Origin of the sequence: Paenibacillus lemnae (assembly GCF_012933385.1) — a bacterium.
Classification (GTDB): Bacteria; Bacillota; Bacilli; order Paenibacillales; family Paenibacillaceae; genus Paenibacillus_AQ; species Paenibacillus_AQ lemnae.
This window is the reverse complement of the sequence record NZ_JABBPN010000003.1, coordinates 337,854-359,384: the sequence shown is the minus strand read 5'-3', so window position 1 is coordinate 359,384 and position 21,531 is coordinate 337,854. Positions and strand designations below refer to the sequence as shown.

General features: G+C 48.1%; 19 protein-coding genes. 3 read left to right on the top strand and 16 right to left on the bottom strand.

Annotated elements, in window-relative coordinates:
- Positions 1-23: 23 nt before the first annotated feature.
- The 16 genes from ald to HII30_RS05140 all read right to left on the bottom strand — a co-directional run bounded on the left by ald (position 24) and on the right by HII30_RS05140 (position 18,283).
- Positions 24-1,145, bottom strand: coding sequence for an alanine dehydrogenase (gene ald, locus HII30_RS05215; RefSeq protein ID WP_169503937.1), 1,122 nt, complete (start codon positions 1,143-1,145; stop codon positions 24-26).
- A 163-nt stretch (positions 1,146-1,308) separates the two neighbouring features.
- A complete protein-coding gene (gene melA / locus HII30_RS05210) occupies positions 1,309-2,808 on the bottom strand; it encodes an alpha-glucosidase/alpha-galactosidase (RefSeq protein ID WP_169503936.1) in 1,500 nt (499 codons plus the stop codon).
- 110 nt (positions 2,809-2,918) lie between these two features.
- Positions 2,919-3,824, bottom strand: coding sequence for an AraC family transcriptional regulator (locus HII30_RS05205; RefSeq protein ID WP_169503935.1), 906 nt, complete (start codon positions 3,822-3,824; stop codon positions 2,919-2,921).
- Positions 3,825-3,915: 91 nt separating this feature from the next.
- Positions 3,916-5,010: a protein-glutamate methylesterase/protein-glutamine glutaminase gene (locus tag HII30_RS05200; RefSeq protein WP_246246114.1), complete on the bottom strand. Its 1,095-nt coding sequence runs from the start codon at positions 5,008-5,010 to the stop codon at positions 3,916-3,918.
- Positions 4,991-7,042, bottom strand: coding sequence for a chemotaxis protein CheA (locus HII30_RS05195; RefSeq protein ID WP_169503934.1), 2,052 nt, complete (start codon positions 7,040-7,042; stop codon positions 4,991-4,993). Before HII30_RS05195 ends, HII30_RS05200 begins: the two co-directional genes overlap by 20 nt.
- A gap of 13 nt (positions 7,043-7,055) precedes the next feature.
- Positions 7,056-7,484, bottom strand: a complete 429-nt coding sequence (locus HII30_RS05190) for a chemotaxis protein CheW (protein ID WP_169503933.1) — start codon at positions 7,482-7,484, stop codon at positions 7,056-7,058.
- Positions 7,485-7,513: 29 nt separating this feature from the next.
- Complete coding sequence (locus tag HII30_RS05185; protein ID WP_169503932.1) at positions 7,514-9,103, bottom strand: methyl-accepting chemotaxis protein; 1,590 nt, start codon at positions 9,101-9,103, stop codon at positions 7,514-7,516.
- Between the two features lie 254 nt (positions 9,104-9,357).
- Positions 9,358-10,029 (bottom strand): response regulator transcription factor, encoded by a 672-nt coding sequence (locus HII30_RS05180; protein ID WP_169503931.1) that lies wholly within the window; start codon positions 10,027-10,029, stop codon positions 9,358-9,360.
- A gap of 29 nt (positions 10,030-10,058) precedes the next feature.
- On the bottom strand, positions 10,059-11,588 hold the full coding sequence (locus HII30_RS05175) for a sensor histidine kinase (protein ID WP_246246142.1): 1,530 nt from the start codon (positions 11,586-11,588) through the stop codon (positions 10,059-10,061).
- Between the two features lie 157 nt (positions 11,589-11,745).
- On the bottom strand, positions 11,746-13,122 hold the full coding sequence (locus HII30_RS05170) for an MFS transporter (protein WP_169503929.1): 1,377 nt from the start codon (positions 13,120-13,122) through the stop codon (positions 11,746-11,748).
- 20 nt (positions 13,123-13,142) lie between these two features.
- Positions 13,143-13,802 (bottom strand): cysteine hydrolase family protein, encoded by a 660-nt coding sequence (locus tag HII30_RS05165; RefSeq protein ID WP_169503928.1) that lies wholly within the window; start codon positions 13,800-13,802, stop codon positions 13,143-13,145.
- Between the two features lie 19 nt (positions 13,803-13,821).
- Complete coding sequence (locus HII30_RS05160; protein WP_169503927.1) at positions 13,822-14,868, bottom strand: ABC transporter substrate-binding protein; 1,047 nt, start codon at positions 14,866-14,868, stop codon at positions 13,822-13,824.
- A gap of 43 nt (positions 14,869-14,911) precedes the next feature.
- Positions 14,912-15,793, bottom strand: coding sequence for an ABC transporter permease (locus HII30_RS05155; protein ID WP_169503926.1), 882 nt, complete (start codon positions 15,791-15,793; stop codon positions 14,912-14,914).
- Between the two features lie 40 nt (positions 15,794-15,833).
- On the bottom strand, positions 15,834-16,619 hold the full coding sequence (locus tag HII30_RS05150) for an ABC transporter ATP-binding protein (protein ID WP_169503925.1): 786 nt from the start codon (positions 16,617-16,619) through the stop codon (positions 15,834-15,836).
- Positions 16,620-16,750: 131 nt separating this feature from the next.
- Positions 16,751-17,125, bottom strand: coding sequence for a Na-translocating system protein MpsC family protein (locus HII30_RS05145; protein WP_169504103.1), 375 nt, complete (start codon positions 17,123-17,125; stop codon positions 16,751-16,753).
- A 165-nt stretch (positions 17,126-17,290) separates the two neighbouring features.
- On the bottom strand, positions 17,291-18,283 hold the full coding sequence (locus tag HII30_RS05140; RefSeq protein ID WP_169503924.1) for an acetylxylan esterase: 993 nt from the start codon (positions 18,281-18,283) through the stop codon (positions 17,291-17,293).
- 296 nt (positions 18,284-18,579) lie between these two features.
- Between HII30_RS05140 and HII30_RS05135 the strand changes: the two genes are divergently transcribed.
- From HII30_RS05135 to HII30_RS05125, 3 genes are all read left to right on the top strand, one after another.
- Positions 18,580-19,176: an RNA polymerase sigma factor gene (locus tag HII30_RS05135; RefSeq protein ID WP_169503923.1), complete on the top strand. Its 597-nt coding sequence runs from the start codon at positions 18,580-18,582 to the stop codon at positions 19,174-19,176.
- Positions 19,173-20,081 (top strand): anti-sigma factor, encoded by a 909-nt coding sequence (locus tag HII30_RS05130; RefSeq protein ID WP_169503922.1) that lies wholly within the window; start codon positions 19,173-19,175, stop codon positions 20,079-20,081. The genes HII30_RS05135 and HII30_RS05130 overlap by 4 nt, the downstream gene beginning before the upstream one ends.
- A 169-nt stretch (positions 20,082-20,250) precedes the next feature.
- Positions 20,251-21,498, top strand: coding sequence for a sensor histidine kinase (locus HII30_RS05125; protein WP_169503921.1), 1,248 nt, complete (start codon positions 20,251-20,253; stop codon positions 21,496-21,498).
- The last annotated feature ends 33 nt before the right edge of the window (positions 21,499-21,531 follow it).

Here is a 21,531-nt window from a genome sequence, read left to right as displayed (position 1 = left end):
CTCCTCTCACCTCTCCTCTCCACTCAACCGTCTGCCAATAGGTCATCTGCCGCCGTATAGTTATATCCAAGCGCTTCTGCTACTGCCCGATGGGTGACCCTGCCCTTCATGACATTAATGCCCTTGGCCAGTTCTTTACGGAACCGGGCTGCTTCCGTTATACCCCGGCTGGCAATTTCCAGACCGTATGGTGCTGTTACGTTGGTGAGCGCCAGCGTCGAAGTGCGTGCAGCGGCGCCGGGGATATTGGAAACGGCATAATGTACGACCCCGAATTTGTCATACACCGGCTGGTCATGTGTCGTAATCCGATCCATCGTCTCGATGCACCCTCCCTGATCGATCGCCACATCGACAATAACGGAGCCGGGTGTCATGGAACGGACCATCTCTTCTGTGACAAGACGCGGCGCTCGAGCGCCTGGAATCAGAACGGCCCCGATGAGCAGATCGGCTTGCTTCACGGCTTGTGCGATATGATACGGATCAGACATAATCGTCTTCACCCTGCCTTGAAATAAATCATCCAGCTGCCTCAGGCGCGGTGCATGATTATCCAGAATAGAGACATCAGCCCCCATACCCATGGCAATTCGTGCCGCATTCGTACCGACTGTACCTCCTCCGATAATGACTACGCTGCCTGGAGCAACGCCGGGAACACCACTCAGAAGCAGCCCTTTACCCCCATTCGCATTTTCAAGAAAACGTGCTCCAATCTGAATCGACATCCGGCCTGCAACTTCACTCATCGGGGTCAGCAGCGGAAGGCTGCCGTCTTCCAGCTGAATCGTCTCATAGGCGACCGCTGTCACCTTCGCTTCCACCAAGGCCCGTGTCAATTCGGCTTCCGGAGCTAGATGGAGGTACGTGTACAAAATTTGTCCTTCTCTAAAATACGGGTATTCTTCCGGCAGAGGCTCCTTAACCTTGATGACCATCTCTGCTGACCATGCTTCGCCGGACGTATCCACAACCCGTGCCCCTGCCGCCTGATATTCCTCGTCTGTAAAGCCGCTGCCTGTACCGGCTCCTCTCTGTACAAGCACCTCATGTCCTGATTGCTTAAAGCGGAGAACCGTTCCCGGCGTCATGCCGACACGGTTTTCCCGGTTTTTCAGTTCCTTGGGTACACCAATCTTCATTGCCATACGCCCCTTTCTGGATGTTCGTACACGCTTAGTTTAAGTATACGCAGCTTGGACAAAACAGACACAGCATTCTGGAGAGATCGTACCACGCTGTAAAAAAAGGCCGAAGACAGCACCCCATGGAGCTTGTCTTCGGCCTTTATACATGATCACTGTGTTACACCTTTTCGCGTTCCTTGCCTTTATCCGACTCCCCGGCATTTCGGTTGGCCGCTTCACGATCCTGCTGCATTTCTTCCACCGTTTTCACTTTGAGTCTGGCAGCACCTTCATTCTGTTTCACCGGAATCAGCGTGTGATTCGCAAGACGGTACTTGGCCTCGGCAATGGCCGTTCCGTATTGCGGCAGCCATTCTTCCTGAGCGGCCAGCATTTCGTCTACCATCTGCCAAATTTCCTTCGGATTACAGACCGCACCCACCAGAGGGTCCATCATAAAAGCTTGACGAAGCAGCTGGTCATCCCCATGAACCGCAGCTTCCACGGCAAGACGCTGAACCGAGATGCTGACATTGCACACAGCGGCAGGCCCTAGAGGCAGGTCTCCGACCACAGGCATGGAGATACCATTGCGGTCTACGTAACCCGGTGCTTCGATCACTGCATCATCCGGCAGGTTCGAAATGACCCCATTGTTGATGACGTTGAAATGACCGCGATAGGTCCTTCCGGTTTCAAGGCCTTCAATAATATAGGATCCGTGTTCTTCTCCCCGGTTCTCCGGTTTAAATTCCATCGGCTTGTCTTTCATCCAGTTAGGAAAGTCCGTTTCGAACCAATTTCTGCCCTCTGTACATACGCGAAGATATCCGCCAGTCTCGCCGTTGATCCAGCTTCCGAGATCAATCCAGTCCTTGATTTCCTCCGGCCGCTTGCGGTACCACGGCACATATTCACTTAAATGTCCGTTAGATTCTGTACTATAGTATCCGAACCGGCGGAGCATATCAATTCTAACCTTTTCCGTACGGCTGTATTCCGGATGCTTCTCAAAGGCTTCCAGCAGCCCCTCCGTTAAATCCTGCCCTTGGTGGGATGCCTGGACATACCAGGTCTGATGGTTAATTCCGGCACAGACAATGTCCACATCTTGTTTGTTCAGGCCGTATACTTCTGCAATCTGATGATGACCATGCTGCACGCCATGACACAGCCCTAACGTACGGACACCGCCGTATTGATTGCAGGCCCAGGTCAGCATCGCCATCGGATTGGAATAGTTCAGCAGCAGTACGTCTTCTGCAGCAACCTCACGGATATCCTTGCAGATCGCCAACATTTCAGGGATACCCCGCTGTCCGTACATGATACCTCCTGCACACAAAGTATCTCCCACGCATTGGTCTACTCCGTACTTGAGCGGAATATCGACGTCGGCGGCAAAAGCCTCCAATCCGCCAACCCGAATAGTGCAGATGACATACTTCGCATCCCGAAGGGCTTCCCTCCGGTCCGTGCTGGCCTGAATGACGATATCCAGCCCATTCTCCTCTATGTCGCGCTGACAAAGCTGGGTTACCATATCCAGATTGTGACGGCTGATATCGGTAAAGGCAATCTCCACATGTTTGAATTCCGGTACGCTCAGCAAATCACGAAGAAGTCCCCGGGTAAACCCGATGCTTCCCGCACCGATAAATGCGACTTTGAATGACATTCGTATCCCTCCACATTCTTGTTCAATTCACATTCATTGTAAAGGTTGGAGGGCTGTAAACGTTATCAATATGATGACCAAAACCCGTCACAGCTGTCAAAAATTCTGACTTATTCTGCTTCCGATTCGTAATGGCGAGCCATCTTCCCTTTGGACATCCGGTACTCTACCGGTGTCTGGTCACTATATTTTTTAAACAGCAGATGGAAATACTGCCGGCTCCCGACGCCCACATATTCAGAAATTTCGTGAATCGGAATATCGGTCTGTTCCAGCAGCATAGCGGCCTTTTCCATACGGATCATGGTCAGATACGCGGTCAGTGTCTTTCCGGTTCCCTTCCGGAAGATACGCTGCAGATAAGAGGGGTGCAGATTGACGGTTTCTGCGGCATCCTGGACGCGAATATCCTGGTCGTAGTTCTGGTGTAAAAAATCAACGCATCGCTTCACGTATAGCTCACTATGCTGCTGCGCGCTTTTTTGTTTTTCTGCATACAGACGGGCAATCCGCACCAGCAGTTGAACAAATAGTAAATCCGTCATCATCCCCCGCTCCGTCCCCCGCTGGTCCAGCTCCAGTACCAGGCTCTTCAGAACGGGATACACTTCTTCCTGGCCGGTGAGCACCAAATGGGTAAAAGGCACGGCCAGCAGGGAGCTCAGCTCCTTCTCCTCAATTGCACGGGGAAAGAGTGAAGGTGCACCTCCTCTGAGGTCGGTGAATCCAAATTCTGTATTCAGCATCCGGCACGATGATTCCGGTTCAACCAGCAGCCGGTGAGAGACGCCGGCATCCAGCAGGATGAAATCACCTTTGCGCAGAGCAACATGCTCCGTCTTCCCGCCAGACAGCACGTCCACTCTGCACTTCCCGGAAATTATGTACATAATCTCCGTAGCGTCATGTTGATGATACGGCATCTCATAACCGTTCCACTGTTTATAATAATAGGCAAAAAAATGGGGGCCGTACCCCCCTTTCATCAGTTCTCTTTGAAACAGACTACCATACATATGCTTACCTCCTGGCCTGCAGCTGAAGAACATACGTTTAGTGTAGCAAATATATGATCCGGGCGAAAAGAAATACTCTCTTTACAGCATTCTACTCCAGAGTCAATTGTCTGATTTTAGACGCAATCATCGTCAACGGCAAAATATGATCTACGCATCCCAGCTGAATGGCAATCCTTGGCATGCCAAATACAACACAAGTCTCCTGTGCTTCGACTATGGTAGAGGCCGCTCCATGCCGCTTGGCATAAGACATGCCTTTCGCACCATCACTGCCCATGCCGGTCATAAGGATAAAGTGACGCTGCAGATTCGAAAGCGCTGCAACGGAATAAAAAAGCATATCTACCGACGGACGGAAACGATTCAGAGGCTCTTCCTGAGAAATAATAATCTCATACTTCCCTTGTGTAACACGAACGGACATGTGGTAACCTCCCGGGGCGATGTAGGCAGTTCCACCTTCCAACCGCTCTCCAGATATCGCTTCCTTAACAACAATACGGCAGTTCCGATTCAGGCGTTCAGCCAGCGATGCCGTGAACTTCTCAGGCATGTGCTGGACAATCAGCACAGGGTGAGGATACCCCTCCGGAAGCCCTCCAAGTACCGTCTCAAGCGCTTTCGGGCCTCCTGTAGAAGTGCCAATCGCTATGATCTGGTCAAACTTACAGGCCCCACGAGCTGTTTTGGGGCAGGTGCCGGTGACTTGATTCACACGATTCTTTCTTCGGGCTGAGATCAGGGAGGATAAAGGGGTCCGGGCAGCTGCCTTGATTTTAGAAATAATCTCCTGCTTAATTCCTTCCATATCAGGACCAAGACCAGAAGGTTTTGCAATAAAATCAACCGCTCCGCTTTGGAGAGCCTGGATTGTGCTATCAGCGCCTTCGCGCGTCATCGAGCTGATCATGAGAACACGAGTCGGCAGTTCTTCCATAATTTTTGACAGGGCCGTCAAACCATTCATGCCCGGCATCTCAACATCCATTGTCACGACATCCGGCCGAAGATCCATAACCATTCGAATGCCTTCGTTTCCATTTCTTGCAGTGCCAATAACCTCAATGGCCCCATCTTCTTCCGCGAGCTGCTTGATGTATCTGCGCATAAAGAGGGAATCATCTACAACCAATACTTTTATGGTTCGGCCTTTCATTTCTGAATTATGCTCTTTGCCGCTCATCGAGCAGCCCTCCCTGCATGCGGCTCTTCTCCCGACGGTTTATTAATGAAGAGATTTCCAGTATTAACGCGACGTTTCCGTCCCCCAAAATTGTCCCTCCAGCAATACCTGGAACCTTGCCGATATATTGACCCAATGATTTAACGACGATTTCCTGGTTTCCAAGCAGCTCATCAGCCACCAGTGCTATTCTTTTTTCTGCAGATCCGGCAATAATTAGGGAGTATTGTTGTTTCAATGAAGTTTCTGTATATTTCATATGAAAATGCTCTTCTAGACGGCTCACAGGAATGATTTGGTCTCTTAAGCGAATGACCGGTTTACCTCTCAATAAAATCAGATCGTCTGTCTTGATTCTGACAATTTCAGCGATGTTGCTCATTGGAATGATAAGGGTCTGGTCCGCAGTTCGGAACAGCAGTCCTTCAATAATAGCCAGCGTGAGCGGAAGCTTGATTTTAAACTGAGTGCCTTGTCCCGGGCTGGTTTCAATCTCGATAAGTCCATTCAGTTTTTCGATATGACTCTTGACGATATCCATTCCTACACCACGGCCGGAAACATCACTGACCCTGCTTGCGGTTGAAAAGCCTGGACGGAAAATAAGTTCTACCGCTTCACGATCACTTAGTGCTTCTGCTTCTGCTCGTGTAAGAACGCCTTTGGCAACCGCGGAATCTTTCATTTTATCTGAATGAATTCCGGCTCCGTCATCTTCTACATATATAACAACCTGATTATCTTCGTGAGCAGCACGGATCCGCAGCATTCCTTTAGGGGATTTGCCGCAAGCAGAGCGGACCTCGGATGTCTCAATGCCATGATCAGCTGCATTGCGAATCAAGTGAATCAATGGATCGCTGATTTCCTCGATCAGGGTCCGGTCCAATTCAGTTTCTTTTCCTTCAATGATGAGATCCATTTCTTTACCCAGGTCACGGCTTAAATCCCGTATCATCCTAGGAAATCGATTTAACAAATGCTCAATAGGCAGCATTCGGGCTTTCATTACGCTATCCTGCAGGTCACCGATTACACGAGAAAGATGATCTGAGATGTGGGATAACTCTTTGACGGAATCGTCAGAAAAACGCCTTTTCTGAATCTGCTCCACCTGATGAATCCGCTTCTGGTCTATGACGAGCTCACCGACAAGATTCATCAAATGCTCCAGGCGTTCCACACTGACCCGTACCGTCTGGGATTTAGATTTGACCGGGGCAGAGGTTTCATTTGTATTCTTGAATTCGTACTGAGATTGAGATTGTGAAGTTTCGATTTCCTCTGGCTGCAGTGGTTCAACATATGCACTTTCTATATCTGTATATCCGGAAAGGTACTCCATCAACTGTTCCGCATCCATAGCGCACGCATGAAGAATTACAAGATCCAGAGGAGCATCCGTATGCTCCTCCACATCTGCTGCATCAGGTGAAACCAGGATCATCTCACCTGTTTCCGCGAGCCCGGCTTGGATGATATAGGCACGCGCCCCTTTGATGAGACAATCAGCAGATATTCGGATTGTAATCCAGTGTACGTGCAGCTGCTGCTGCACATACTCTGTCACTTTCATCCAGTCTGCTTGATCCAGCTTTGGTTTAACTCCGTGATTTCTGACCGTACTGGAGGCCGAAGATTTCTTAATTGAGAAAAATTCGTCTTCAAAACGTTGAAGTTTCAGCAGTATGGAGGAAATATCTGTATAACCTCCCACTTCTTCTACTATTTCCATTTTAAGAAGTTTGAGATGATCCAGCACCTGGAACAGCAGATCAATCAGAGCAGGGCATACCAGCAGCTTCTCGCTGCGCACCTTATCCAGCAAATGTTCCATCTCGTGAGTCAGCAGTTTCATGGACTCGAACCCCATAGCTGCTGACGAGCCCTTTAAAGTATGAGCCGCCCGAAAAAGGCTTTGAACAGCTTCCTTCTTATCCGTTTCCTGCTCCAGCTTGAGTATTCCATGATCCATGACCTCCAGCTGCTCATCCAACTCTTCAAGAAACAGCTCCCTGTACTCCGACTGCATGATGTCTTCCTCCTTATTCTTGCAGCAGAAGATCATTCAATTGCAGAATTCCGGTAAGTCCGTGATCCGACATACCGATTCCTGCAAAATATCTTCCTGTCACGCTGCCAACCTGATCGCCGGGAAGCTGAACATCCGGGAAACGCGTTACCTTATTGACATAATCCACTTCAATGCCGATAGTTTCATCCATGTGATACACAACAATCATCCGGCTTGATCTTGTATATTCGGCATCCGGAAGATCAAACAGCCTTCGCAGACTGATCACCGGAATTATTTTTCCGCGCAGATTGATAACCCCTTTAACAAAACTATTCATGCTTGGAACCGGGGTAATCTCCTGCATTTTAACAATCTCCTGAATTTCCTGAATCCGGATAGCGTACTTTTCCTGCTGAATTCCAAACTCAATGTACTGCTCATTTACAGCAGTCTGCATTCTCATCGCATCCTTCACGTGACTTAAACTTACTTAACCTTGAATTTGAATATCACCTGATTTAGCTCCTCCGCTAAATCTGCAAGTGAACGGGCCGTGGCTGCTGTCTCTTCGCTGCTAGAAGCAGCTTCTTCCGTAACGGCCGATATACTCTGGACAGCCGTGAGCACTTCTGTGGATTGAGCAGCCTGCTGTTCGCTGGCGGCAGCGATTTCGTTCACTCTGTCTACAGATTCGTTCACCTTCGATATGATTCTGTCAAAGGCTTCTCCGGTCTGCCCCGACAACGCAGCACCTTCATGTGCCGCTTTGACGCTGTTCCGTGTATTTTCCTGCATACCTTTAATAATAAGTGTGATCTGCTTGGTGGCTTCACCACTTCGTTCCGCCAGTTTGCGCACTTCATCTGCGACGACAGCAAAGCCGCGTCCCTGATCACCGGCACGTGCAGCTTCAATAGCAGCATTCAGTGCGAGAAGATTGGTCTGTTCTGCAATATCATCAATGACGTCAATAATTTCACCAATTTGATTGGAATCTTGTTCCAGTTTCACAACCTGCTCGTTGATCACATTCATGCCATCGACAGATGCCTTGATGACGTCGCCCCCTTGCCGGGCAATGCTCATCGTTTCACCGGCAAGTTCCGAAGCCTGCTCCGCCGTTTTGGCCACAGAGTACATGGCAGATGTCAGTTCCCCAAAGAGTTCATGGATGGACTGGGTAGCATTGGCTTGTTCTTCACTGCCTGCAGCCACTTCTTCGGTACTGGCCGAAATTTGCTGTGAAGCCGACGCGACGTTCTCAGCAGAGAGCATCACGCCTTCTACAGTAGAACGAAGACTCAGCACCATACTGTTGACCGATCCGGTAAGCTGTCCAATTTCGTCCTTAGATGTTACTTTCGTGGTTTCTGTCAGGTCTCCGCTCTCAACTTTGCCTACAAGCTTTACCACACGGCCAAGCGGAACCGAGATCATCCTGGAGATGATAATACCGAGAGCAATACTGAATACAACCGCCACCAGTGTACAAATGATCAGTACCCACCGGGTTTTGTCGTATTGTTCTATTCCTTCCTGAAATCGCTGATTCGCAAGTGTTGTATTGACTTGCATCAGTTCATCAAACAGTCCCGACACTTTATTACCGGAAACCGTAAGGTCGCCCATTAACAGTACATTAAACGGTCCGGCTTCTTCTGCATAGGCAAGCTCTTTGGCTTCCTCTAAAACCGCCAAATACTCCTGCCACACGACCGGGAATTGGCCCAGAAGCTGTTCTTCCTGCTCAGTCAATTCGGTATCTTTATATTTTTGAATCCCTTCTTCGATTCTGGACATAAAGCCATTAATTTTTTCTGCTTTCTCATCCTTCTCTGCTCGTACATCCGTTGTATTCATATCCCGGATATTAATGCGGATTCGCTGATACGTGGACAGTGCGTCCGAAACATATGTAACAGGCTTCAAATTGTTACTATACATACCATCCAGAAGTCCATTCGTTTTTTTCAAACCATTGAGCCCAAAATAACCTACAGTCACCGTCAGCACAGATACCAGTAAAAAAGCAGAGATCAGTTTCACTGATGTTCTCAAATTTCTAAACCATTGCATTTTTTATCCCCCATTTTTTCGTGTCTCATCAATTCTAGTGTTTTTTCATGCCGTTCCCAAGAACTACACCTTCTTAAAAACCATGAATAAAGACCTAGTAATTTCTTGATAAATCCATCATACCTCGCTCATAAAAAGCAGTAACCGAAATTAATTTGCGCGCCCCCGCAAAAATTTTGCGGTATTATGATGATATTTGTCGAAAACAAGAAAAGCCTGTCCGCAAAAGAGGACAGGCCGTGCACACTGATAGATTAACGGGCAATAAAATCACCATCAGACAAAAGCCCCAAGCCCTTGGCTTTTATGGCCGCTTCAATCCGCGATTTCACCTTCAGTTTCTGAAACAGATGGGTCAGGCAGTATTCAAGAGACCGCTGACTCATGATCACTTTTTCAGCAATTTCCTTATTGCTTTTTCCGCCAGCAATCTGCTTCAGTATATGATATTCCTTTTCCGAAATCAGAGAGGCTCCCTGTGCATGATTATTTTGACCACTCTCTAAAGACTGCCCTGTCACTCTTCTCATCTGCCGGAATAGAGACAGCGGCAGTACGACTTCCCCTCGAAGGGCACAACGAACTGCTGTTACAAGCTGTTCACGGCTGGAAGCTTTCGAGATCAATCCGGCAATCCCAGTTTCCAGCATCAAATTCATCTGATTGCTGAAATCATGTCCGGTATACATCAGGATCACAGCATCAGGCCTTTGATGAATCATTGTTTTGGCCAGGTCAATGCCATTCATATCCGGCATGTGAAGATCAAACAACATAACATCAAACCGATGCCCAGCAGCACAGCATTCCAATGCTGTTTCCGCCGAGCTTGCCAAGGTTACTCTCATATCCCCTTCCTGTTCCAGCAGCAGCCGTGTGCCTTCCATAACCGATAGATGATCATCAACCAACAAAACTTCATACATCTTGTTTCCCCTTTCTCGTTCGTCATTATCTATGCTGTTGGAATCGATATATGAATTTCCAATCCCTGTTCCAGCTCGGATGTAAACTTGATGTCTCCCTGCAAACTCCTCACCCGTTCCTTAATACCGTAAACTCCCATTTTCGTATGAAGGTGATCAGAACCCCGCAGATTCATTCCCACTCCGTTATCCTTGTAACTAAGAAAGAGCCGTGAACCAGAACCGTTTAAGACTATCTCGACCTCTGAGGCATTCGAATGCTTTGAGGCATTGGCGAGCATTTCCTGAACAATACGGTAAAGATGGAGCAGCAGATCAATGCTAAGCGAGCGTTGGAGCTGCGTACAATGAAAGGTGATCGTGTAATCTGATCGAAGCTGGGTAAATGCAAAAAGTTCTTCCAGGGACTTTTCAATCCCCAGCTCCTTCAGCAGCGGCGGCCTCAGTTCATTACAGGTGATTCGGATTTGATACATCACATCCAGCAGCCCCTGCTTGATCTGCTCTAACTCAGCTTCAACAGAGTCCGATAATCCAGCACTTGAAATAACCTCATCCAGCTTCCTGTACCATACAATCTGCTCCTGCAGGGCAGCATCATGAAGATCCTGGGCAAGATTCCTGCGTTCCTTCTCCGACAGCTGAAACATGAGACGCAGCACCCAGACCGGCGAGGATTGATGTTCTGACAGCTGGTTCAGCTCATGCTGTAAATCTCCGATGACACGGAAATTATCATACAATACACTGACATAGCGAGAAACCGTCTCCAGCCATATTCTGACCGCTTGTACAATAAGTTCAGAGCAGTTCTCGTTAATGCACAAGATGAAGCTTTTCCCTTGAATTTCTGCTATTTTCAAAAAGTGTCCGTCCAACGTATCCATCAGCAGGCATACCGGCAGCGCATCTGGCCCCATCTCCTGCATCATCCTTACAATGCTCGTCTGCAGGACAGGATCTCCGCTAATAACTTTAAGACCGGTTTGATCTCCCATTTCAACCAAGCTCACCGACCGGCTTCGCACGACGTGTGAAACTTCTTTTATAAACCTTTGATTCACATCTTCCATTTCAATCGTGCCAAACAATCCGGACGAAAACTGATCCAGGCTCATTTGCAGGCGGAAATACCGGTCTTCACTCTCGCGAATCAGATCTTCCGCCATTCTCCGTGCTTCTTCATCCCTTTTCCTTTGCGTTATGTCTTCAAATACGATTTCCAGTGTGCCTGACGATTGGTCATATATTACACCTGCTGCTATATCTATAATTTCACCCGTCACTTTTCGGATGATTAGCTCTTTACCTTTGACACAGCCGTTCTTCTGTATTTCTCCAAAAACTTCTCTCTTCATGACTCTCTTATTCTCTACAACCCAGTCCCAGGGGCGGGTGCCGATCACATCCACCAGCTGATCCGTGCCTAGAAGATTCATTCCGCTGGGATTCAGGTAAATCATTGACCCTCTTTTAAAAACAGCAATACCTGCAGGACAAAGTTCAACCAGCTGCCGGTATCGTTCCATACTGTCTTTAAAAGTTCCTTCTGTCATCATTTGACTCAAAACAGTGGTCTCCTTCTCATTGAGGATAACTATACTTTTATTATCGGAAGAAAAGCCCCTCTCATGAACGCGTTTCTAAACAATATGTATATACACGCTGAAAAACCCCTTACCACGGCTTGTTTTAGCCTGAGATAAGAGGTTTTATTTAAGAAGACAGCGTTTCTTTCTGACGGACAGAACGGAAGGATAGGAGCATCGTCATATAAGAAATCAAGGTCAGCAGCATGCAGAGTATAAATACCAGCCGATAACTCATGGTTGGATTCCCTACACCCAGCGTGATCCCCCCGGCAGCCGTACCAAACATCATACCGAGGTTTCGGGACAGCGCAATCAGGCTGCTGATTAATCCCATCTCCTTTTTCGGAACGCGTCCCATCATCAGAGAATTGTTTGGAGAGGTGACCATCCCCATCGCTCCGCCAAGGAGCACAATCAGAATAATCAAAAGAACGACCGAGTAATCAGCCGACAGAAACCCGAGCATGCCAAGTGTGGCGGTCATTAACAACAGCCCTCCAGACAGCAGAGGGAAAATCCCCAGCTTGTCCGACAAACCTCCAAACAGCGGCGAGAAAATGACCAGAGACAGCGGATATCCCATCATGATCATACCGGCCACAGCGGGGCCGAATCCAAGCTCCATCTGCAGAAACACGGGTAGAACGAGTTGAGCGGAAAAGGCAGCCATATATGTAACTACCGTGATGCCAATCCCGGCAGCCATACCCGGTTCGCGGAAGAGTGACAGTTTGATAAACGGCTCTCCCCAGCGCCGGCGAGGTGATTTGCACCAGGCTGCAAAAATCACGCCTCCTGCTGCAGCTGCAGCCAGGGGCAGACCTACCTGCCAGGAGCCCCATCCCCATGTCCCGCCCATATTTATGGCTGACACGAAACCCGTCAAGGATACGGCGAACAGAGCCGCCCCGGGAACATCCAGCCGGCTTCCCCCATCCGGATTGTCCTTCGGAATGAATCGCCGTGCCAGAATCCATGCCGTCAAGGACAGACAAACCAGAATCCAGAAACTGCTGCGCCACGAAAGCCATTCCATCAGGAAGCCTCCAAGGCCGGGACCGGCCAGAGAACCGGCCGCTACAAATGTACTGATCATTCCCAGTGCCCTGCCGCGCTGTTCCTTCGGAAAAACGTGGACAATGAGTGCCATATTGGTCGCCTGGTACATCGAAGCTCCGATCCCCTGTACCACACGCGACAGAATCAACAGCTTCAAGGAGGGTGACAATGCACAGCCCAGTGCTCCGGCCATGAAGATAAAATAACCTGCATTGTGAATCCGGGTCCTGCCCAGCAGGTCACCGAACTTCCCCATAATTGGCAGCAGTATCGATATGACGAGCAGATACACCGTAACGATCCACTGCGCTGAAGACAGTGTTGAGGAAAAAGAGTCTGCAATATCCACCAAGGCAATATTGAACATTCCGGCAGACAGATTGGAGAGCAGAGCTCCGAAACAGATCGTATAAGGGGTCAGATAACGGGATCCGGAAGACATATCTGGCTCCGACCGTCTGGTCAGCTTACAGCCGGATGTGCTGTGAGAGCCCCCGCCGCCTTGCCTGCGCCCCCTTCCGTCCAGCTCTGAATGATACCATCGGCAGAAGTAACTTTCCCGAAGTATCCTTCAATATTTTCCAGCGTCATATCATGCGCCTTCTTGGAATAAGACGCACAGGCATCATGAACGAGCACAATATTATAGTCTCTCATAAAACCGTCTCTTGCGGTGGATTCCACACATACATTGGTACTGACACCTGTAATAATGAGGGTTTCCGTCTTCAATGTATGGAGGACCGAATCCAGCCTGGTATTTACAAAAGCGCTGTATCTGTGTTTGTTGACGATAATGTCCTCTTTTTCCGGGCTTACCTCATAGAATTGTGCACCCCAGCTGCCTGTGCGGCATACCCCGGCAGAGCGGCCGGCGGAACGAGTCGTCCATGCCTCAGAGTCCGTCGCCCTTTCATGGAATGTCTGGATAAAAATGACCGGCACATCTTCCTCCCTCGCCTGCTTCAGCAGTCTATGAAGGTTTGGCATCATTTCCTTGACTCCGCTAATATCAGCTCCGGTAAGAGGCAGGGCTCCATCCGGATGACAATAATCATTTTGCACATCGACCACAATAACGGCAGTATTACTTTGCTGCATTAACTCATCTAATGACTTCATAGAAACCTCTCCTTTATCTCTATTCGGGTTTGGATTGCTTCACGAACTGCATATCGACCAGTTCGTCATAAGTATAGTCACCTTTGAAAATGCCAGTCTTGATCATGACATCCATATCATTCTTCAGGGCTTCTTCTGAGATCATCCCGTCCGGACTCCACAGGTTATCTTCATATGCCCGGTCCATTGAAGCCTGAAGTGCCTCATCCGACAGAGTTGGAAATTCAGCTTTCAAATTTTTGGTCGCGAGCTCCTTGTCGCTTTGAACAGCCTCAAGAGCTTCGATCATCGCATCTGTGAATTTTTGAACCGTTTCCGGATCTTTCTCTATCGTCGATTTCTTGACACTCACTACCGAATAGGCAAAATCACCGAGATCATGAAATTTGTAAAAAGGTTCATCCCACACCTTTTTTGCCATCCCGTCACTAATCTGTGGTTCGGCTCCGTTCGCAATGTCCGCCGCTCCCTGCTGAACCATGGTCACAACAGTTGAACCGTCTGCCGGTTCCAGCAGCTGCACATCCTTTTCCGGATCCAGCCCCAGCTCGATCAGCAGATAACGTGTCAACAAGTTCGGTGTGCCGCCATGACGGCCGGCATTTAATTTTTTATCCTGCAGAAAAGCTTTCAGATCTTCCGGGGAATGACTGACCGGGGCAGTTCCACTCTTCGCCATGAGATATACATTAGCCCGATTCACCACATTCACAACTGAAATAATGGGATCCGAGTTATTCTTGTTTGCCAGTGCGTTCGATTCGGTTCCTCCAATGACACCCCATGCATCACCACTGACCACAGCTGTAACATGTGCGCCGCCCGCAGCCTGAATTACCTCCACATCCAGACCTCTCTTCTCGAAATACCCTTCACGCTGCGCCACATACAGCGGCAAATAACCCGTTAAGTGCAGCGGTTCTGCAATGACAATCTTCTTCAAGCTCCCTTGTCCGGATGCTGCGACAGCAGCTTCTTTCGAGCTCCCTCCTCCACAAGCGCTCAACAGCGATGTCATCAAAAGAGCAGCCATGATCAGCGACAGTCTCTTCATCTTTTTGTTCATATGAATTCCCCTTTTTTAAATAGAGTGGGCGAGACATTTGGAATTATTGTTTGGCCAGACCTTTGGAGAGCCATTGTTCCAGCACAACCACCCCCCAGTACATGACCATCGAGAGAAGTGACAACACCACGACGCCAACCCAAACGAGATTGATATCCAGGATCGTGCCCGCATACAAAATCATGCGGCCGATTCCTTGGCTTGAAGCTATAAACTCCCCTACAATGGCTCCTGCAAGCGCAAGTGCAATGTTAATCCGCAGACTGCTGATAATCCAGGGCATGGACCAGGGAATGACAACCTTGGCAAACACCTGACGACGTTTCGCGCCCAGGGAATACATTAGCTTCTCCATATCGGGATCCACACTCTTCACCCCGCTGTAGGCGGAAAGTGCCGACACAACAACCGTCATAGAAAACGCCAGGGCAACTTTGGAGAAAAATCCGATGCCAAGCAGAATGACCAGTACCGGCGCAAGCGCCAGCTTCGGCATGGCATTCAAAATAATAAGGTAAGGTTCACTGATGCCGGCATAGGTTTTGGACCACCAGAACGATAAGCCAATCAGCGCTCCAAGCAGTGTTCCGAAAATAAATCCGAGAACGGTAGAACCCGATGTATAAGCAATATCGTTAAGCAATGATCCCTCTGTCAGCTGAATCCAGGTAGTTTGCAGGATCGCGCCCGGACTGCTCCAATAATAAGGATCCAGCAGACCTATTCGGGTAAACACCTCCCATACCAGAAAGATTAGTAGCGCCGCCGCCGTTCGGCCCCAAAGTACATGCTGGGTTCTGCGTTTCTCGATCCCCTCTTCATCTAAAATGAACGGAACGACTTCAGGACGTTTGGCAGTTCCCGGTGAAGCTTCAGATGAGGGAACGGCATGTACCACAAATGCTTCTTTACGTGCAGTTTCCATAGATTCCACTCCTTTTCACGTATGGTGATGCACTTTCCGGTCACGAGGAAATCGGTTCTTCCTCATGCCCGGCCGATAACAGATCCATAAGATGATGCTTCAATTCCATAAACGCCGGGGAGGTCATATCTTCCGTTTTGCGCGGGCGATCCATCGTCACAGTAATTTTTGATTTAATCCGGCCCGGCCTGGAAGAGAATACATAAATATCGTCTGACAGATAAATCGCTTCATCAATATCATGTGTGACAAACAGGACGGTCTTCCCAAAATCCTGCCAAATCTGCAGCAGCCAGTTCTGCATGGTCAGCCGGGTCTGGGCATCCAGCGCTCCAAATGGCTCATCCAGGAGAATAATATCCCGGTCATACAGCAGCGTTCGAAGCAGAGCGGCCCGCTGTCTCATCCCTCCGGAAAGCTCTTTGGGATAGTGCTTGTCAAATCCCTTCAGTCCATATTTCTCCATAAGGGGCAGAGCGCGTCGCACCGCCTCTTGATACGGAACCCCTCTCACCTCCATACCTAAAATAATGTTGTCCAAAATCGTACGCCAGGGGAGAAGCATGTCTTTTTGCAGCATATAGCCGACATACCCTGTCTTTCCGATGATGTTCTCGCCGTCTGCCAGCACCTTACCTGTAGATGGCGGCATTAATCCGGCGATGATATTGAACAGTGTTGACTTGCCGCAGCCACTGGGACCGATAATACTGACAAACCGTCCAGCTTCAATGGAAAGATTGGTTTCACGCATGGCAGCGATCTCTTCCCCGTTTCTGCGGAACCACTTGCTGACCCCTGAAATTTCGATTTTATGCTGAGTCATGCTTCTTCCTCCTTTTTTTCTGAAAATTCATGAATGTTTCAGAATAGATAATAAAAAATCGCCAGTCCAGTCACAGGATTGCACATACACATGTGCATCCCGAGTACCAAACTGACGATCGGCCCGCTCTCTCAATGGAGTTCCGGCTTGTCGTTCAGATAACATTCCACGTCCTTATCGAGGAATACGATGGTACCGGAATACTCGGTCTCTGCATCGTAATCTTTAAGAATCGTGATGATATTCAATTGAAGCTGTTCTTCAAAAGCCTGCTTGATCTCCTGCTTCAGCACCTGAAACAATAGATGATCCAGCTGCCGGGTGGACTGCGGATAATTCTCGTCCAGCAGCTTCAGAACAGGAACCCGGGTATTTCTTGAGACGATGATAATTTTGCTGCCGACGAAATCGACCTTTTGCTGTCTTACGCCCACGTTAAATATCTTTTTATTTATCGCGTTGTAAACCCTCAAAATGTCTTGCTTGAATTCGCCTGACGTGGTCATCAAGTAAAACACCCTTCATGTCAAATATAATTACATAAATCGAAGTTTTAAACCATTTTATAATGATTCAGCTGCTTCTTGTGTTTTATTATAGGCAAAACAAGCCTAAAGTCAATAAGTTAATGTTAATTAATCTAACAAAATAAATTTATGCGTAACATTAGTTTACGTCGATTTACCATCTGCTGAAGAAGACGCTTCAAACAAACGACTTAGAAACGAAACAGCTTCGCGCTTTTGATACTCATTGATTTCATGGCCGGAAAATGGATAATCCCTGATTTCTTTAGAAGCCTGAATTCGGTTATATGCTGCATAAACCGTCTCCGGCATACAAATATTATCTTTCCATCCTACCGAAACCAATACAGGAGCCTTGATTCGCGGAGCAAGGTTCAGCATGTCAAAGTGGGCCAGATGAGACAGAATCAAGTCCAGCTGCTCCGGATGGCGCTTAATATATGCTGCAATTTCGTTCAGTGAGCTGGCCGAGTGAAGAACTCCGTAATCCATTCGGCACATGTTGGGGATATCCGCCACAATTGCAGCCACAAACGGACTGAGTGCTCCACATAACAAAGCAAGTCCTCCGCCTTGACTTCCGCCGACGACGGCAATCCTTTTTGTGTCAACGCCCGGCAGCTGACTTGCGGTCTCTACCGCTCTCACAGCATCCATTGCGGCAGCCATATAATAGGATTGTTGTAAATTTGTAATCCCTTGAGAAACCCAGCCTTTTACAGCACCAGAATCCAGCGGCAGCAGACTGCCCGTTTCTCCCAGCTGACCGCGCACATCCACAGCCAATACGTTATAGCCAAGCATCAGCCAATGTGCATATCGCTCAGGATATCCGCGATCCCCCGTGTACCCCGGAAAAGTCACAACACAGGGTGCTGTATATTCTGTGGAAGGTTCTATCCATCCCGGTCTGATGTGCCAAGCGTGGATCGGCGTCTCGTCAAAACCCTTATAAGTAATCCTGGACACCTTCATGCCAGGGTAAGGTGTCTCTTCTTCAGATGACTGTATCTCCAGCGGCCGATCTTCAAACCCCCGTAATACCTCATCCCAGAACTTGTTCAGCTTACTCTCATCCATCGTTGGAACAGGACTGCAGTTTTCCAATTCAATTTTTTTCAGCTTAATTGTATCCATAGCGATATCGTAACCCCTTTATCCTTTTGTAGATCGCATCCGCGCATCACGTCTCACAATGTATTTCGACATCTTTCAATAGATACCTTCGCTTCAAAGACGAACATAACTTCAGACCTATAAATGAATATTATTATTGATAACGATGCGGCAAACCCTCTTCATTAGGTTAATAATCCATAGTAGTACTTTGTCCCTAGACCATCTTTCTAAATTTTTTCAATAAAATGTAATCCCTTGGAACTTATCCTGCGAAGGTTATAATATAAGGAGGTTTCAAGGAAAGGAGCCCCCGGATGAATGAATTGATAGCAGAACGCCAGTTGATGCTGCGAATTATAGAAAAAGATGCTGCTGCACTGGAACAGTTGTATGATCAGTATGAGCGGGTTATTTACGCATTTGCTTTCCGGATTGTACAAGATACCATGACAGCAGAAGAGGTCGTGCAAGAGCTTTTCCTTAGAATCTGGAATCATGCTGAGCGCTATGATGGTCAGCAGGGAAAGTTAATGACATGGATGTTTGCCATTACAAGAAATATTGCCATCGATATGTTAAGACGCAAGTCCTCACGCCATGCTGCATCACCAGTTACCAATGAAGTCATTCATCTGATTCCAGATGAGCACATCAGCACGGAACAGGAAGTAGAGAACCGATGGCTGGGCGAAAAAGTTTCCGAAGCATTAGCAGAGTTGAGTGAAGAACAACAAATTGTCGTCAGCAGTATTTACTACCAAGGGATGACACAGCATGAAGTTTCCGATGCTTTCAAAATCCCATTGGGTACGGTAAAAAGCCGAGTCAGGCTTGCCATGAAACAGCTGCAGAAACGTCTGGGTCAGCTGGATTTGTTAAGGGATACTGCAAGAAAGGAAGAAACCATATGAAGGACAAGCATACAACGATGTCAGAACTCGTTGAACTGTATGTACTTGGGGGATTGTCCGTATCCGAAATAGAAGACTTCGAGGAACATTTGACTCAGTGTCCGGAATGTCTGGAGCAGGTGGAGCAGATGAGACAAGTTATGGATTTTCTTCCGATGGCCTCAGAACCAATTACACCGCCTGTTGGTATGAAAAATCGGATCCTGGGGAACGTTTTGAATCCGGAGAAAACCGAAGCTGAAGCCGTACATCATAGCATTGACGATCAGATAGATCAGACAGATCAGACAGATTACCCAGCCAACTCCGGCACACCAAGGTCACGAACACGACATTATGGTCGATGGCGAGCTGTCAGTGCAGGCCTGGCTGCAGCCGTTATTGCGATTGGAGTATATACTGCTGGACTGCGTGGAGAAATTAAGGAGCTGAAAGAACAGACAGCGATAGCTGAAGAAACCGAGCAGCAGCTGCAAGCATCCAAGGCTGAAACAGCCCGGCTCCAAGATCAGCTTGCGTCCGCTTTAAAGCCTTCTCAAGGCCTTAAGCTGGGAGAAGCCGTAAAGCTGGGAGAAGCCGTAAAGCTGGACCCGGTGTCACAAGATATTGTAGCCCAAGGCCTGGCAACGATTGTCATCGACAGTCAGGGAACGCATCTTGTCGTTCAGGCCGAGAAGCTGCCCGAGCTCCAGGACAACGAAGCCTTTCAAGTATGGCTGATCAAAGGTGAAGAAAAGAAGAATGCCGGCACGTTTTTGGCCCGCGACGGAATCGGTGCTTTGTATTATACTTTCGAGCCAGGCAATTATGACACGGTCGCCATTACGGTGGAGCCAGACGCTTACGGGGAGCAGCCCCGCGGCAAATTAATATTGGCTGCTCCGATGGAGGGCAGTTCTATATAAGACAAGGAGCCTTCTTTAAAGCAGATACTATGCTTTGAAGAAGGTTCTTTTATTTGAGACAATTAAATTTTCATATACGCCTAAGATTACCAAGGAAATTACCAACCGGCGTCGAATGTATTCAACAAACTTACATACCATGCATTCTTGTATTAGAGGGTGATGCATTTTGTCAGAGTTCAAGGATATCCTGCTGCAGCTGTTATTTGCCTTAATGCCTTTTGTCATGTATAACGTGTATTACCGCAACTTGGAGGTCAACTACTCCCGGCAGTTCATTATGATTACCTGTTCGATTTCACTGGGCATGTCGATGACCTTTCCATCCAGTATGGTGGAGGGGCTCTTCTTTGATGTGCGCTATGTAATTATGTACTTTGGCCTTATGTTCGGCGGTCTGCTCACCGGCTTAATCCTCCTTATAGAATTTTCCATATACCGGCTGTATCTGGGAGGCACGGGTGCTGCAGATGCCCTTTTAACCATGGCAATAACCTTTCCTTTATCCATTCTGCTCTGTTCCCTATACCATAAAGTGAAACAAAAACAGCTTGTTACCGTCATGGCAGGGATCAGCTTTTCCGCTCTTCCACTAACCTTTCTCTACATCCACGAACCCGACTATGTATTCAGATATTTGTCTTTCAATATCCTCGCCATACCTGTCCAAAACTTTATTGGCATCTGGCTTCTAGTCACATTGTTCACCAAATCCGTAACCGATAAAGAGCTGTATCTGAAGTTTATTCAGAACGATAAAGTTGAAGCGATCAACCAGGTGGCCGCATCACTCGCTCATGAGGTGCGCAATCCTTTAACTACTGTCCTGGGCTTTCTCAAGCTGATCCGTGCCAATGCACAGTCTCGTGAGAAAATCGAACGATTTATCGATATCAGTATCGAAGAGATACACCGCACCGAACAGATTTTGTCTGACTATCTATCCATGAACAAACCGCTCGGTGTAGGCCGGCAGCAAATTGACCTCATCTCCCACTTGAAAACCGTCGTAGAAGTCATGACTCCTTATGCGACGATGCACAATGTATCCCTCCAGGCCGATTTTCCTGCAGCTGTTGTCATGGTTTCGGGCAACTCTACCGAAATGAAGCAGCTCATCATGAATTTCCTTAAAAATGCGATCGAAGCATGCATTGAGGTTTCCAATGCTCAAGTTAGCATTTCCCTCAAAATCCTTCCAGGACAAGTACAGTTTGAAGTCCGCGATAACGGTGTCGGTATGAACACAGAACAGCTCAGCCGTCTCGGATCGATCTATTATTCCACGAAAAGCACGGGTACGGGACTGGGGTTAACCTTCTCCTACCAGGCGATCCGTTCCATGCAAGGCACTGTAAAGGCGCAGAGCGAACCCGGGTCAGGGACGGTTTTCACAATCTCATTGCCTTTAGCTTGAATATCTTGAACAGAATAAAGAAAGGGCAGGATG